Raw genomic sequence first — 12972 nt, forward strand, 5'->3', positions numbered from 1 at the left:
ACCCGCCCGGGCAGTCCGACATCCTGGAACCGTCGGCGTTGCTCTCGTCCCGCAGCTTCACCGACAAGCTGCAGCAGGCGGGCATCCCGGCGACCACGACGCGGGCCGGCAGCGTCAGCTTCGCGGGGTCGCGGACGACGGCCGTGACGTCCCAGCCGCGATCCAGCGCTTGCTTGACGACCTCGGTGCCGACTCCGCCGGTCGCACCCAGCACGGTGATCTTCATGGTGGCTCCTCCTCGGTTAGTGAACACTCACCAGGTAGGGTGAGTGTTCACTAACCACACTGAGAACGCACTCAGGAGCCGCCATGGGAAGCCGTGAGGAGATCGTCGCCGCGGCCGCGAAGGTGATGCGCGAGCAGGGCTACGCCCAGGCGACCACGAAGGTCATCGCGCGGACCGCTGGCTACTCGGAGGCCATGCTCTACAAGCACTTCCGCGACAAGACCGACCTGTTCCTCAGCGTGCTGGCCGACGAGCTGCCGGCGCTGGGCGCCACCCTGGCCGAGCTGACCGCCGACCCCGGGCGGGCGCCGCTGCGGGACAACCTCGCCCGCGTCGCCCGGCTCGCCCTGGCGTTCTACGCCGACAGCTTCCCGATCGCCATCTCGATGTTCTCGTCACGGGACCTGCTGCGTTCGCACCGGGAACGCGTGGGTGGCGCCGGACCGCGCATCCCGCTGAAGGGCGTCGAAGACTACCTGCGCGCCGAGGTCTCGCTGGGGCGCCTCGAAGCGGACACCGATGTCGAGGCGGCCGCTTCCCTGCTCCTCGGCGCGTGCTTCCAGCAGGCGTTCCTGGCCTCGTACGAAGAAACCGAGCCGGCCGACCTCGCCGGCCGGCTCGCGGACACCCTGCTCGCCGGGCTCTAGGCGTTCTTCTCCTCGCGGAGCTTGTGCCAGCGCTCGTACATGCCGTTGAGCTCTTCCAGCATGAACGACAGGAAGTCCCGCATCTCGGCGAGCCGCTTGCCGGACGGCGAGTCCTCGCCGAGGGCTTCGAGACCGTTCTCGGCCGCGTCGCGCCACATGATGATCATGCGGTCGCGCTTGAGGAACGTGGCGTACCAGAGGTCGTCGAAGAGGCGGTAGTGATCACGGCGCTCGCCGGGCTCGCGCTCCTTGGCGACCAGGCCGATCTGCTCGAGGTAGCGCACGGCGCCGGAGACGGCGGCCGGGCTGACCGACAGCTGCGCGGCCAGGTCGGCGGCGGTGAGGCGGCCTTCGTCGGTGGTCATCAACGCGGCGAAGACCCGCGCGGACATGCGCGGCATCCCGATCTGCGAAAGCACCAGGCCCAGGCTCTCGACGTACCGGCGGACGGCGTCTTCATCTCGCTTCGCGTCAGGCGTCGTCATCGGCCCATCCTCCCGTATCGCCCCCAGCATGATCACTCGATCCAGACATTTTCTTAACTTCACAACTTAGTGAAATCAGTGTAGCTTCCGAATCATGGGAAACGCCATCGCGATCTCCGGCCTCCACAAGTCGTTCGGCCGGACGAAGGCCCTCGACGGCCTCGATCTGCAGGTACCTACTGGGGAAGTGCACGGTTTTCTCGGCCCGAACGGCGCCGGGAAGTCGACCACCGTCCGGGTCCTGCTCGGCTTGCTCCACGCGGACTCGGGGGACGTCCGGCTGCTCGGCGGCGACCCCTGGAAGGACGCCGCGAGCCTGCACCGCCGCCTGGCCTACGTGCCCGGCGACGTCAACCTCTGGCCCAACCTCTCCGGCGGCGAGGTGATCGACCTGCTCGGCCGCCTGCGCGGCGGGCTCGACGAGAAACGCCGCGCCGACCTCATCGAGCGGTTCGACCTGGACCCGAAGAAGAAGGGGCGGACGTACTCGAAGGGCAACCGGCAGAAGGTCGCCATCGTCGCGGCGCTCGCGTCGCGGGTCGACCTGCTGATCCTCGACGAGCCGACGTCCGGCCTCGACCCGCTGATGGAAGCGACGTTCCAGTACGCCATCCAGGAGGAGCGCGAGCAGGGCCGGACCGTGCTGCTCTCCAGCCACATCCTCGCCGAGGTCGAGGCCCTGTGCGACAAGGTCAGCATCATCCGCAACGGCGCCACGGTCGAATCCGGCACCCTGGCCGAGCTGCGCCACCTGACCCGGACGTCGATCACCGCCGAGCTCGCCGGGCCGCCGAACGGGCTCGCGAAGCTGGACAACATCCACGACCTCAAGGTCGACGGCAACTGCGTCCGGTTCGACGTCGAAACGCGCTCGCTCGACGAGGCCCTGCGCCGGCTGACCGAGGTCGGCGTCCGCAGCCTGGTCAGCCAGCCGCCGACCCTGGAAGAGCTGTTCCTGCGGCACTACACCACCGAAGCGAGCGCGAAATGACCGCGACGCTCTCCCGTGCCGGGGCCGAGGTCGCGCCCGCCCACGAGCTGGCCGGCACCTGGCACCTCACCCGGCTCGCGCTGCGCCGCGACCGCGTCGTCCTGCCGATCTGGATCGTGCTGCTCAGCATCGTCCCGGCCAGCACGGTCAAGACGTTCGAGCAGTTCTACCCGACGGTGGCCGACCGGCAGGCGCTGCAGGCCGGCGCGAACACCAACCCGTCGTACGCGCTGCTCTACGGGCCGCCGTTCGACCTGACCACCGCCGGCGGCTTCATCTCCTGGCGCATGTGCGGGTTCCTGGCCCTGCTCACCGGGCTGATGGTGGTCTTCACGGTCACCCGCCACACCCGCGCCGAGGAGGACACGGGCCGCGCGGAGCTGCTCGCGTCCGCGGTCGTCGGCCGGTACGCGGCGCTGACGTCGGCCGTCCTGGTGGCCGGCGGGGCGAGCGTGCTGATCGGCCTGATCCAGGCCGGCAGCATGATCGGCGCCGGCCTGCCCGCGGCGGGCTCACTCGCCTTCGGCGCGGCGGAAGCGTTGTCGGGCTTGGTGTTCACGGCCGTCGCGGCGGTCGCCGTCCAGCTCGCCGAGTACTCCCGCACGGCCAACGGGATCGGCACGGCCGTCGTCGGGGCCGCGTTCCTGCTGCGCGGCGCCGGGGACTCCACTGTGGACGCTCGCTGGCTGTCGTGGCTGTCGCCGATCGGCTGGGTGCAGCAGGTCCGCGCGTTCGCCGGGGAACGCTGGTGGGTGCTCCTGCTGCCGGTGGCCTTCGCGCTGGTCGTCGGCGCGGCCGGGTACTGGCTGCTCCCCCGCCGCGACGTCGGCGTCGGCATCCTGCCGCCGCGGCCGGGCCCGGCGCGGGCGGCGGCGAGCCTGCGGACGCCGTTCGCGCTGGCCTGGCGGCTGCACCGCGGCCCGCTGCTCGGCTGGACGGTCGGGATGGCCGTGGTGGGTGCGGTGTTCGGTTCGATCGCCAGCGGCATCGGCGGTCTGGTCGGTTCGAGCCCGCAGGCGCAGGAGATCATGGTGCGCCTCGGTGGCAGCGCCGCGCTCACGCAGGCGTTCCTCGCCGCGATGGCCGGGATGTTCGCGATGGTCGCGTCGCTGTACGGGATCCAGGCGGTGCTGCGCATGCGCGGCGAGGAGACGGCGATCCGGCTCGAGCCGGTGCTGGCCACGAGCGTCGGCAGGCTGCGCTGGGCGGCGGGACACCTGGTGTTCGCGTTCTTCGGCACGGCGTTGCTGCTGCTGGCGGGCGGGGTGTTCATGGGGCTGGCCAACGGGTTGCGCACCGGCGACGTCGGCGACTCGGTCGGCGACTCCCTCGCCGGGATGCTCGTCCAGCTGCCGGCCGCGTGGGTCGTGGTCGCGCTGGCGGTGACGATCTTCGGGCTGCTGCCGGGCTTTTCGGCGGCGGCGTGGGCGGTCGGCTCGCTGGCGCTGCTGCTGAGCCTGTTCGGCCCGGTCGTCAACCTGCCGCAGGCGGTGCTGGACGTGTCGCCGTTCCAGCACCCGCCGAAGATCCCCGGCCAGGAGCTCGTGGCGACCCCGCTCGTCTGGCTCACGGCGATCGCGGCTGCGGCCTTGGTCGCCGGCCTGGTGGGCTGGCGACGCCGCGACGTCGGCTAGCGCGGCCTGATTTCCCGGTCGGCCCCGGCCACGAGCTGGGCCTGCGGTCCGCCTTGCCCGCAGGCGGGGCCGCCCGGGTGGCTGAAGCCGGGCGTGACGGTGACGGTGTGCGGCTTGCCGTCGTCGAAGCGGACGGTGACCCGGACCGGCTCGGCCGGCAGGCCCGGGATGTCGGCGAAGCCCCGCAGGCCGCCGGTCGGGACCATCGAGGCCCCGCAGGAGCCGTCCGGGCCGGTCCCGGTGCAGGTGGTCGCACCCGCCGCCGTCTCGGGGAAGAGGTCGGCCGGGCGCGTGACGCACTGGTCACCCCAGCACGCTTCGAGCGTCGCGCGGGTGATGCCCGCGGGGTCCGGAACGGTCAGGCCGATGCCGACCGGGGTGCCGATGGCCGGGCACGCGGCCTCCGGCGTGGTGGTGCACCCGGCGGTGAGGAGCAGGAGAGCCGCGATCCACGGAATCCTTCGCATGCGGTCTGGACGGAGTTCCGAGCGTGCGGGTTGCACGCGTCAGTCTCGCGACCCGCTGGTCAGCGGAAGAGCGGGCGAGGTGGAGGTCGGCGCGGTCGAGGCCGGCGTGGAGGTCACGGTCACTTCGACGACGCTGGTGGTGGTGCTCGGCGGCGAGGTCTCGACCGAGGTGACGGTGGCGGGCGGCGGCACGGAAGCGGTCACGGTGACCGGCACGGCGGGAACGGTGCTGGTCGGCGGAGCGACGACATCGACGGGCTTGGCGGCAGGCCGCCCCGCGACGAGCAGCGCGGCCACCAGCAACCCGGTGGCGAATCCCGCCAGCCCGGTCACCGCGGCGGAGCCCCAGGTAGGTCGGCCGTGCATCCGGGCACCCCCCTCGCCACGCGCAGCGCAGGTACGAGGACTAACTCGCGTTGATCTTAGCTGTTGTTACAGACCGTGCACCTTGAGTCTGCTTGACTCAAGTTTGTTGAGCGTGCCATCTTGAGGTCATGGGGGCACTGGAGAACCGCGACTTCCGCCGCCTGTGGCTGGCCGACCTCGTGAGCCAGCTCGGCAGCCGGATCGACGTGCTGGCGGTTCCGCTGCTCGCGGCCACCGCGCTGGGCGCGTCCGTCTTCGAGGTCTCCCTGCTGCGGACGGCCGATTCCCTCCCCTACCTGGCGCTGGGCCTCCAGGTCGGCGCGTGGTGCGACCGCATGCGCCACCGCCCGGTGCTGATCGCCGCCGACGCCGGGCGCGCGGTGCTGCTCGGGTCGATCCCGGTGGCCGCGCTGTTCGGCGTGCTCGGCCTGGCGCACCTGCTGGCCGTCGTCCTCGGGGTCGGGCTGCTCGGCGTGTTCTTCGACATCGCGCACCAGACCTACGTCCCCCGCCTGGTGACGCGCGAGCAGCTGCCGGAGGCGAACGCCCGGCTCCAGACGAACCTGTCGATGGCCGCGGTCGCCGGCCCGGGCCTGGCCGGGCTGATCATCCAGGCGCTCGGCACCGCGGCGGCCTTGGCCGTCGACGCCGTCAGCTACCTGAGGTCGGCGCTATGGCTGCGCCGGATCGAGACGCCGGACGCGCGCCCCCGGCGGGGCGAACGGCGGCTGCTGCGCGAGATCGGCGACGGGCTGCGCGTGGTCCGCGGCGACCGTGTGCTGTTGGCGATGAGCGTCCACGGCGCGGTGTCGAGCTTCTTCCAGTCGGTGCACCTGGCCATCGTGATCGTCTTCCTCGCGCGCGACGTCGGGCTCTCGGCGTGGGCGATCGGGCTGCTCGGCACTTCGACGCTGACCGGCGCCCTCGTCGCCGGGCTCAGCGCGCGACGGATCGGGGACCGGATCGGCGGCGCGCGGGCCCTGTGGGGCGCGGCCGTCCTGTACGGCCTCGCCTACCAGCTCTATCCCTTCGCCGGCCAAGGCTGGGCGCTCGCCTGCTATGTCGTCGCCGGGTTCTTCGCGAGCTTCGGGGTCATCGTGCTGAACGTCTTCGGCATGAGCTTCCAGCAGGCCGCCGCGCCGCCGGAGCTGCTCGGGCGGGTCAACTCGGTCACGCACACGCTGGTGTTCGGCGCCATCCCGCTCGGCAGCCTCGCCGGCGGTGCGCTCGCGAGCGCGTTCGGGATGCGGGTGACGCTGCACGTCGCGGCGGCCGGAGTGCTCGCCTCCGCCGCGATCCTGGTGTGCTCGCCGCTGCGGAAGCTGCGGGACCTAGTTCCCGGCTGACGCGCGAAGCCCGTCGACGACCACGCGGACCAGGTGCTCGCTGCCCGGCGCGTACCGCTCGACGGCCAAGCAGCCGACGATGAGCGCACGCAGGTCGTCGCCGTCTATGTCCGTTCGGACGGCGCCCGCCGCCTGGGCGCGGCGCAGGAGTTCTCCATACGCGGTGCGGAAGTCGTCGCCCGCTCCGGCCTTGAAGGCGTGCCCGCTGGTCTCCGCCAGCGCGTCGCAGATGGCGCGGTTGAGCGATGCCTGCTTGATGACGCGGACGAAGTAGTCGAAGAACGCTTCGCCGGGGTTCTCGGCCGTCGCGAGTGCGCGGGCCTCCTCCGCGAACTGCTCGATGCGCTCGAGCACGACGGCTTGGAAGAGCGCTTCCTTGCTGGGGAAGTGCCGGTAGACGGTGCCGGCCCCGACGCCCGCCAGCCGCGCGATGTCGTCGAGCGGCACCGCGAGCCCGTCGGCGGCGAACGCCTCTTCGGCGGCAGCCAGGACCTTGGCCCGGTTGCGCCGCGCGTCCGCGCGCATCTTCTCCATGTCTTCTCCTCGTTGACAACCGGAACGCACGCTCCGTATCGTCGTAAGCGGGTGCACCGTTCCGAATCAACGTCCAGTCTTCCAGGAGAATTCCGATGCCCAGCACCGTGTCCCCCGCGCGCTCCGTCTTCGACCGCTTCCTGGCCGCCTCCGTCGAGAACCGCTGGGACGACCTCGCCGACTGCTACGCCGAGGACGTGGTCCTCGAAATGCCGTTCACCTTGCCCGGGGTGCCGCGGCTGACCCGCGGCCGCGAGGAACTGCGCCGCCGGTTCCGCCGCGCGGGCGGGATCCGCCGCGTCACCAAGGCCGATCGCGTCGTCGTCCACGAGACGGCCGATCCCGCGGTGCTGGTCGCGGAGTTCGACCTGCACCAGGAAATTGCCGGCGAAAGCTTCGTGGCCACGTACGTGATGGTGCTGACGATCGAGAACGGCCTGATCACGCACACCCGCGACTACACCGACACCGCCGCCGCGGCCGAGCGCTTCAAGGCGTTGTTGCCTGCTGACTAGCCGGTGGGACGAACAGCCGCTCGAACGTGCTCACCGAGCGGTCCCACACCCCCGGCACCAGCAGGACCGCGAGCACCGCGAACACCGGGAAGATCAGCCGCTTCTCGACCTTCTTGCCCGTCTTGAAGCGCAGCACCTTGGGCGGGCGGATCTCGTACCAGGTCTCGCCGGCGATCGGAACCGGGAACAGGAAAGGACATCCGGCTTCGGTGAGCGCGTCACCGAGGCAGTGGGTCAGGCAGCCGGCCGCCACCGCGATGCCCAGCCAGCCCGTGATGGACTCCAGCTCACCCGCCCGGTCGGGCGGCGCCGTGAAGAACCACCAGGCCACCGCGGCGCCGCTCACCGGCAGCAACCAGTCGCCCAGTGCGCCTTCCGCCAGCATCAACCCGAAGACCACCACGCCGACGACCGCCCACGGCCCGCCGGTCTCGGTGCCCCAGGACGTCAGCGCGCCGAGGCCCGCCGCGAACAGCACCGTGTGGGACATGTGCCGGTGCTTGCCCGTCACGTTCTCGTCGCGGGGTCCCTTGGTCAGCGCGTAGAGCCCCGCGGAAACCCTTCGCAGCAGCCATGACAAAGCGCCCGTCAGCCAACCGAGCAGACGGGACGCGCTCGCTCCGGGGTGGTCGAGGTCGGGAAGAAGGGCGAACCCCGCTGTCGTGGCCGCGAAAACCACCGCTTGGTGCACCGAACCAGCCCCGACCGCGGGCGCCAGGGCCAAGCCCGCGCACCAGCCGGTCAGGGCGTGCGTCCGCCCCATCATCGTGCCGCCCCCAGGTCCGCGAACGAAATCAGTCCGCGGAACCGTAGCGGGCGGTCAGGCTTGGGGGTCCTCCGACACGCTCAGGTGTTCGGCCACGCCGGTGAGCTCGATCACCCGGCTCACCGCGGGACTCGGGACGACCTCGAGTTCGACATCCTGCTCGCCGGCCTGGCGTTGTGCGCGCAGCACGACGTTCAGCGCGGAGGAATCGAAGAAGGTCACCCCGGTCAGATCGGCCACGACCCGCTGCGCGCTGTTGTCCGCGATCAGCCCGGCCAGGGCTTCCTGCAGCTGCGGACTGGTCAGCAGGTCGAGCTCGCCGGTGACCACCACCCGGGGCTCCGTCGCGTCGGTGTCCAGCGTGATGCCGAACCCGGGCGGGGTGGCGTTCTGGTCGGCTGCGGGCATGCAGTTTCTCCTCGTCAGGCGCTGCTCCTGCGCCGGGTACGCGCCTGCTGTCTCAAGCGGCAACGTGTCACCGTGCCTTTCCAGAAGCTCGCGACGGCACGGTCAAGGCAACTCCGGGGCCAACCCTAACCCAGGAAGCGGCCGAGCCCGCCACGGCCGCCGTCCTTTCGCGCTGACTGCTCACGTTCGATCGAATCCTGCCTGGTCAGTGCGCACTCATCACCTTCCGGGCCGCCCGTCGTTGCCGCAGGAACAGCTGCCGCCGTTCGATCTCCCCGAGGCCACCCCAGATGCCGTACGGCTCCTGTACCGTCATCGCGTGCGTGCGGCACTGGGCCAGGACCGGGCAGGTCTGGCAGATGGCCTTGGCCCGCGATTCGCGCCGCTCCCGCGCCGAACCCCGTTCGTTGTCCGTGTGGAAGAACAGGCTGCTGTCCGCACCTCGGCACGAGCCATTCAGCTGCCATTCCCACTCTTCAGCAACCACGTTGGGCAGCCGGCTGACGTCAGCCATGTCGTCCCTGCCTTTCCCAGGATGAGCATGTCGATCGCTACATGCCCGCCGGTGGAGCGGATCAAACCCGGGTTTGGTTTGCTCACCCCACGGGCATCTCGCGACCGGGCGTGAAGAGGACACCGCCGAACCCTGGAGCGCGAGCCGGAGAAAGGAACAAACGTGGAGGACAACGCCCCGCTCGTCCCGGAAGGCGCGCAGGTCATCGAGGTGCGGACGGCCGCGATCCCGCACGTCGTGCCGACGCTGCGCACGATCGTGGCGGACATCGCCATGCGCCAGGACTTCGACCTCGACGCCGTCGAGGACCTCCGGATGGCGGTGGACGAAGCCTGCTCACTGCTGCTCCCCGCCAGCTCGGACGGCCGCCTCACCTGCGTCTTCTCGTGGAGCGGGCCGCGCATCGAGGTCTCGGTGTCGGTACTTTCGGACACCCCGGACCACGAAGACGACTCCGGCCTGTCGTGGCAGCTGCTGACCGCGCTCGCGACTTCGGCCCAGCGCACCGTGACGCCCGAGGACGGCCGCTACCTGTCCCGGGTCGACCTCGTCCGGGAGAGCCAGGCGGCGGACTCGTGAGCGATCCCGCCGGGAGCAGCGGGAGCGACCTCGACGTCGGCGCGCTGTTCACCCAGCTCGCCGCGCTGCCGGCGGGCTCCCCGGAACACGAGCGCGTCCGGGACACCCTGGTGCGCGGTCACCTGGAGCTCGCACGCAACCTGGCGCGGAAGTTCCGCAACCGCGACGAGGCGATGGAGGACCTGGTCCAGATCGCCACGGTCGGGCTCATCCACGCCGTCGACCGGTTCGACCCCGAGCAGGGCACGGACTTCCTGGCGTTCGCCGTCCCCACCATCTCCGGGGAGCTGCGGCACCACTTCCGGGACAACAGCTGGTCGGTGCGGGTGCCGCGGCGGCTCAAGGAGCTGAACGCGAACATCTCCGCCGCGCGCGAGGAGCTCACTGTCCAGCTCTCGCGCGCGCCGAAGCCGAGTGAGATCGCCGGCCGCCTCGGCGTCCCGATCGAGGACGTCTACGAGGGCCTTCGCGCGGGTCAGGGCCGCTACGGCGCGTCGCTGGACCACCTGCTGGAGAACGCGGCGCACACGCGGTTCGGGGCGCCGGACGCCGAGCTGGGCCAGGCCGAGCTGCGGGAAGCGCTGCGGCCCATGCTGGACAGCCTGCCGGAGCGGGAACGCAAGATCGTCGCGCTGCGGTTCGGGTCCGGGATGAGCCAATCGGACATCGCGCGCCGCGTCGGGGTCTCCCAGATGCAGGTGTCGCGGTTGCTGGCCGCGACCTTGAAGAAGCTGCGTTCGGGCCTGGACGAATCCGAGCTGGCCGACGGCACCTGATTAGCCGCTGACCGGCTTGGGTACTTCGCGGACGGTACCGGAACTCACTGGGAGGGGGACCGATGACGGCGAACATCTCGCAGCGCACCGCGGTGCCGGTCGCGCCGCTGACGGTGCTGCTCCCGGACGACGTCACGGCTCCGGCCCGGGCGCGGTACGAGGTCCGTTCGATGCTGCTCGGCCTCGGCCTCGACGAGGTCCAGCTGGACGACGTCCTGCTGGCCGTGTCCGAGCTGGTCACCAACGCCTTCGAGCACGGCGAGTGCCCGCAGCGGCTCGAGCTGTCCTACTTCGAGGGCCAGCTCACGCTGCGGGTGCACGACTCCGGCAGCAAGGTCCCGGAGCTACGGGCGCCGTCGCCGGCCGAGGCGCGCAGCCGCGGGCTGGTGCTGGTCCAGGCGCTGTCGGAGGACTGGGGCTTCGAGTGCTGCCCCGGCGGCAAGTTCGTCTGGGCCGTCTTCCGCATCCCCGGCGCCTGATCAGGATTCCAGCAGCGCCCGCGCGGCGCCGGTGTCCCCGATCCGCTGCCGGAACGACTTGCGCTCCAGCGCCTCGACGATAGCTTCGAGGACTCCGCGCAGCGGGTACGGCAGCTCGGCCTCCAGCGCCTCCGACGCTTCGGTCGTCGCCGTCCACTCCGCCTCGATCAGCGGCAGGAGTTCGCGCGTCTTCGCGGTGAGCGACACGATGCGCTGCCGGGCGTCGGCACCCGGTTCGAGGGTGACGAGCCCGGCGCGGTTCATCTGCGCGACGGTCTGGCTGGCCGCCGAGTGCGTCACGCCCATCTCGGCGGCGAGGTCGCGGATGGCCAGCGGGCCGCGGGCGAGCAGCGCCCGGACCACCCCCGAGTACCGCGGGCGGTAGTCGGCGAGGCCGATGTCGGCGAGGAACCGCGCGACGTCACCCTCGAGGATTTCGAGGACGTGCCGCATCCGCGTCCCGAGACCGTCCGGACCCGACGTCATGGCCATGACGGCCGATCATAGGCGCCGGCGGTGTGCTTGGATCGCGACATGGAGAACCGGAAGATCACCCGGCTGGGTCGCGAGGTGTCCGTCGTCGGGCTCGGCTGCTGGCAGCTCGGCGCCGACTGGGGTGCGGTCGACGAGAACGACGCGCTGGCGGTGCTGCACGCGGCGGCCGACGCCGGCGTCACCTTCTTCGACACCGCCGACGTCTACGGCGACGGGCGCAGCGAGCGCCTGGTCGGCCGGTTCCGGGCCGAGCGCGGAGACGTCTTCGTGGCGACCAAGATGGGCCGCCGCGTCGAGCAGGTGCCGGAGAACTACGTCCGCGCGAACTTCCGCGAGTGGAACGACCGGTCGCGCCGCAACCTCGGCGTCGAGACGCTCGACCTGGTCCAGCTGCACTGCCCGCCGTCGCCGGTGTACTCGTCCGACGCGGTGTACGACGCACTGGACGAGATGGTTTCCGAGGGGCGCATCAAGGCTTACGGCGTGAGCGTCGAGACGGTCTCGGAAGCCTTGACCGCGTTGGCGCGGCCTCAGGTGGCCTCAGTGCAGATCATCCTGAACTGCCTGCGGCTCAAGCCCTTGGAGCGCGTCCTGCCCGCGGCGGCGGAGGCGGGCGCGGGCATCATCGCTCGGGTGCCGCTGGCATCGGGGCTGCTGTCCGGGCGGTACACGGCCTCGACGACGTTCGCCGCCGACGACCACCGGAACTTCAACCGCCACGGCGAGGCGTTCGACGTCGGTGAGACGTTCTCGGGCGTGCCGTACGACGTCGGGCTGGCGGCCGTCGAGCGGCTGCGGGGGCTGGTGCCGGAGGGGCAGACGCTGGCGCAGTTCGCGCTGCGGTGGATCATCGACCAGCCGGGCGTGAGCACGGTGATCCCGGGCGCGCGCAACGCCGAGCAGGCCACAGCGAACACGGCGGCGGCCGCGCTGCCGCCGTTGTCCCCGGAGGCGCTGGCGGGCGTCCGCGAAACGTACGACGAGCTGATCCGGCCGCTGGTGCACGATCGCTGGTAGTCCCGGCATGATGGGCCGATGATGACGCCCGAAGAGCTCCTGACGACCACCAGGACCGTCCGCAAGCGCCTGGACTTCGACCGGCCGGTGCCGCTCGACCTGGTGAAACACTGCTTGCAGGTGGCCCTGCAGGCGCCGAGCGGCTCGAACACCCAGCGCTGGCAGTGGCTGGTCGTCACGGACGCCGGACAGCGGACGGCGCTCGGGCAGATCTACAGCCGGGCGTGCCACGAGTACCTGGCGTCCCCCGCGGCCGCGGGAAAGCAGTTCGCGGACGACCCGGCGCGGGCGCCGGTGCAGCAGCGGGTCGGCAGCAGCGTCGAGTACCTGGCCGACCGGATGGGTGACGTCCCGGTGCTGGTGGTGCCGTGCCTGGAGACGGCGTCGGCCGAGCTGCCGGCGGGCAACCAGGCGGGGATGTGGGCGTCCCTGCTGCCGGCGGCGTGGAGCTTCATGCTGGCCGCCCGTTCGGTGACGCTGGGAACGGCGTGGACGACGCTGCACCTGAAGTACGAGCAGGAGGCGGCGGAGGTACTGGGACTGCCGAAGAACGTCCACCAGGCGGCGCTGATCCCGACGGCGTTCTACACGGGCGACACGTTCAAGCCGGCGGCGCGGCAGCCGCTGGAGGAGGTCCTGCACCTCGACCGCTGACTTCACCTACGAGAACATGGAGTCCTGGGGCCGCAAGATGTTCGTCACGCCGGGCGTGGTCGTCGCGTGCCGG

Annotated in this window: 19 protein-coding genes; 10 read left to right on the plus strand and 9 right to left on the minus strand. The window is 71.3% G+C overall.

The features are described 5' to 3' along the window. The coding region (locus ABZ342_RS47865) for an NAD(P)H-binding protein (protein WP_360488491.1) at positions 1-226 on the minus strand (226 nt) is incomplete at its 3' end. Between the two features lie 83 nt (positions 227-309). Between ABZ342_RS47865 and ABZ342_RS47870 the strand changes: the two genes are divergently transcribed. Continuing rightward, on the plus strand, positions 310-873 hold the full coding sequence (locus tag ABZ342_RS47870; RefSeq protein WP_155548587.1) for a TetR/AcrR family transcriptional regulator: 564 nt from the start codon (positions 310-312) through the stop codon (positions 871-873). Here ABZ342_RS47870 and ABZ342_RS47875 read toward each other — a convergent pair. Next, positions 870-1358, minus strand: a complete 489-nt coding sequence (locus tag ABZ342_RS47875; protein ID WP_360488495.1) for a MarR family transcriptional regulator — start codon at positions 1356-1358, stop codon at positions 870-872. The genes ABZ342_RS47870 and ABZ342_RS47875 overlap by 4 nt on opposite strands. Positions 1359-1452: 94 nt before the next feature. On the opposite strand from ABZ342_RS47875, the gene ABZ342_RS47880 reads away from it, so the two are divergent. Further along, complete coding sequence (locus tag ABZ342_RS47880; RefSeq protein ID WP_360488498.1) at positions 1453-2349, plus strand: ABC transporter ATP-binding protein; 897 nt, start codon at positions 1453-1455, stop codon at positions 2347-2349. Further along, the gene (locus ABZ342_RS47885; protein ID WP_360488501.1) at positions 2346-3983 is read left to right on the plus strand and encodes an ABC transporter permease; all 1638 of its coding nucleotides are present in this window, start codon (positions 2346-2348) and stop codon (positions 3981-3983) included. Before ABZ342_RS47880 ends, ABZ342_RS47885 begins: the two co-directional genes overlap by 4 nt. Here ABZ342_RS47885 and ABZ342_RS47890 read toward each other — a convergent pair. Further along, on the minus strand, positions 3980-4450 hold the full coding sequence (locus tag ABZ342_RS47890; RefSeq protein WP_360488504.1) for a hypothetical protein: 471 nt from the start codon (positions 4448-4450) through the stop codon (positions 3980-3982). The two genes, ABZ342_RS47885 and ABZ342_RS47890, sit on opposite strands and share 4 nt — an antisense overlap. Positions 4451-4489: 39 nt before the next feature. After that, positions 4490-4816 carry a hypothetical protein gene (locus ABZ342_RS47895; protein ID WP_360488507.1) on the minus strand — a complete coding sequence of 109 codons (327 nt, stop codon included), beginning with the start codon at positions 4814-4816 and terminating at the stop codon, positions 4490-4492. Positions 4817-4944: 128 nt separating this feature from the next. Between ABZ342_RS47895 and ABZ342_RS47900 the strand changes: the two genes are divergently transcribed. Then, positions 4945-6162 carry an MFS transporter gene (locus ABZ342_RS47900; protein WP_360488510.1) on the plus strand — a complete coding sequence of 406 codons (1218 nt, stop codon included), beginning with the start codon at positions 4945-4947 and terminating at the stop codon, positions 6160-6162. On the opposite strand, the gene ABZ342_RS47905 is transcribed toward ABZ342_RS47900, so the two are convergent. Continuing rightward, entirely contained in the window at positions 6148-6696 is a 549-nt protein-coding gene (locus tag ABZ342_RS47905; RefSeq protein WP_360488513.1) for a TetR/AcrR family transcriptional regulator, read from the minus strand. The two genes, ABZ342_RS47900 and ABZ342_RS47905, sit on opposite strands and share 15 nt — an antisense overlap. 95 nt (positions 6697-6791) lie before the next feature. On the opposite strand from ABZ342_RS47905, the gene ABZ342_RS47910 reads away from it, so the two are divergent. Continuing rightward, the gene (locus ABZ342_RS47910) at positions 6792-7211 is read left to right on the plus strand and encodes a nuclear transport factor 2 family protein (RefSeq protein ID WP_360488516.1); all 420 of its coding nucleotides are present in this window, start codon (positions 6792-6794) and stop codon (positions 7209-7211) included. Here ABZ342_RS47910 and ABZ342_RS47915 read toward each other — a convergent pair. From ABZ342_RS47915 to ABZ342_RS47925, 3 genes are all read right to left on the minus strand, one after another. After that, positions 7186-7974, minus strand: a complete 789-nt coding sequence (locus ABZ342_RS47915; protein ID WP_360488534.1) for a metal-dependent hydrolase — start codon at positions 7972-7974, stop codon at positions 7186-7188. The genes ABZ342_RS47910 and ABZ342_RS47915 overlap by 26 nt on opposite strands. Positions 7975-8031: 57 nt before the next feature. Then, complete coding sequence (locus tag ABZ342_RS47920) at positions 8032-8385, minus strand: STAS domain-containing protein (RefSeq protein ID WP_155548579.1); 354 nt, start codon at positions 8383-8385, stop codon at positions 8032-8034. A 205-nt stretch (positions 8386-8590) separates the two neighbouring features. Further along, a complete protein-coding gene (locus tag ABZ342_RS47925) occupies positions 8591-8899 on the minus strand; it encodes a WhiB family transcriptional regulator (protein ID WP_155548578.1) in 309 nt (102 codons plus the stop codon). Between the two features lie 162 nt (positions 8900-9061). Between ABZ342_RS47925 and ABZ342_RS47930 the strand changes: the two genes are divergently transcribed. The 3 genes from ABZ342_RS47930 to ABZ342_RS47940 all read left to right on the plus strand — a co-directional run bounded on the left by ABZ342_RS47930 (position 9062) and on the right by ABZ342_RS47940 (position 10733). Beyond that, positions 9062-9478, plus strand: a complete 417-nt coding sequence (locus ABZ342_RS47930; protein WP_155548577.1) for an anti-sigma factor — start codon at positions 9062-9064, stop codon at positions 9476-9478. Further along, complete coding sequence (locus ABZ342_RS47935; protein WP_155548576.1) at positions 9475-10254, plus strand: SigB/SigF/SigG family RNA polymerase sigma factor; 780 nt, start codon at positions 9475-9477, stop codon at positions 10252-10254. Before ABZ342_RS47930 ends, ABZ342_RS47935 begins: the two co-directional genes overlap by 4 nt. A gap of 62 nt (positions 10255-10316) precedes the next feature. Then, positions 10317-10733, plus strand: coding sequence for an ATP-binding protein (locus ABZ342_RS47940; RefSeq protein WP_360488522.1), 417 nt, complete (start codon positions 10317-10319; stop codon positions 10731-10733). Here the strand turns inward: ABZ342_RS47940 and ABZ342_RS47945 are convergent, their stop codons facing one another. Further along, positions 10734-11225 (minus strand): MarR family transcriptional regulator, encoded by a 492-nt coding sequence (locus tag ABZ342_RS47945; protein ID WP_360488525.1) that lies wholly within the window; start codon positions 11223-11225, stop codon positions 10734-10736. A gap of 42 nt (positions 11226-11267) precedes the next feature. Here ABZ342_RS47945 and ABZ342_RS47950 point away from each other — a divergent pair, with 42 nt between their 5' ends. Then, complete coding sequence (locus tag ABZ342_RS47950; RefSeq protein ID WP_360488528.1) at positions 11268-12245, plus strand: aldo/keto reductase; 978 nt, start codon at positions 11268-11270, stop codon at positions 12243-12245. 18 nt (positions 12246-12263) lie between these two features. Then, positions 12264-12899 (plus strand): nitroreductase family protein, encoded by a 636-nt coding sequence (locus ABZ342_RS47955; protein WP_360488531.1) that lies wholly within the window; start codon positions 12264-12266, stop codon positions 12897-12899. Positions 12900-12972: the final 73 nt, after the last annotated feature.

It is taken from the genome of Amycolatopsis sp. NPDC005961, assembly GCF_040629235.1.
GTDB classification, from domain to species: domain Bacteria; phylum Actinomycetota; class Actinomycetes; order Mycobacteriales; family Pseudonocardiaceae; genus Amycolatopsis; species Amycolatopsis camponoti.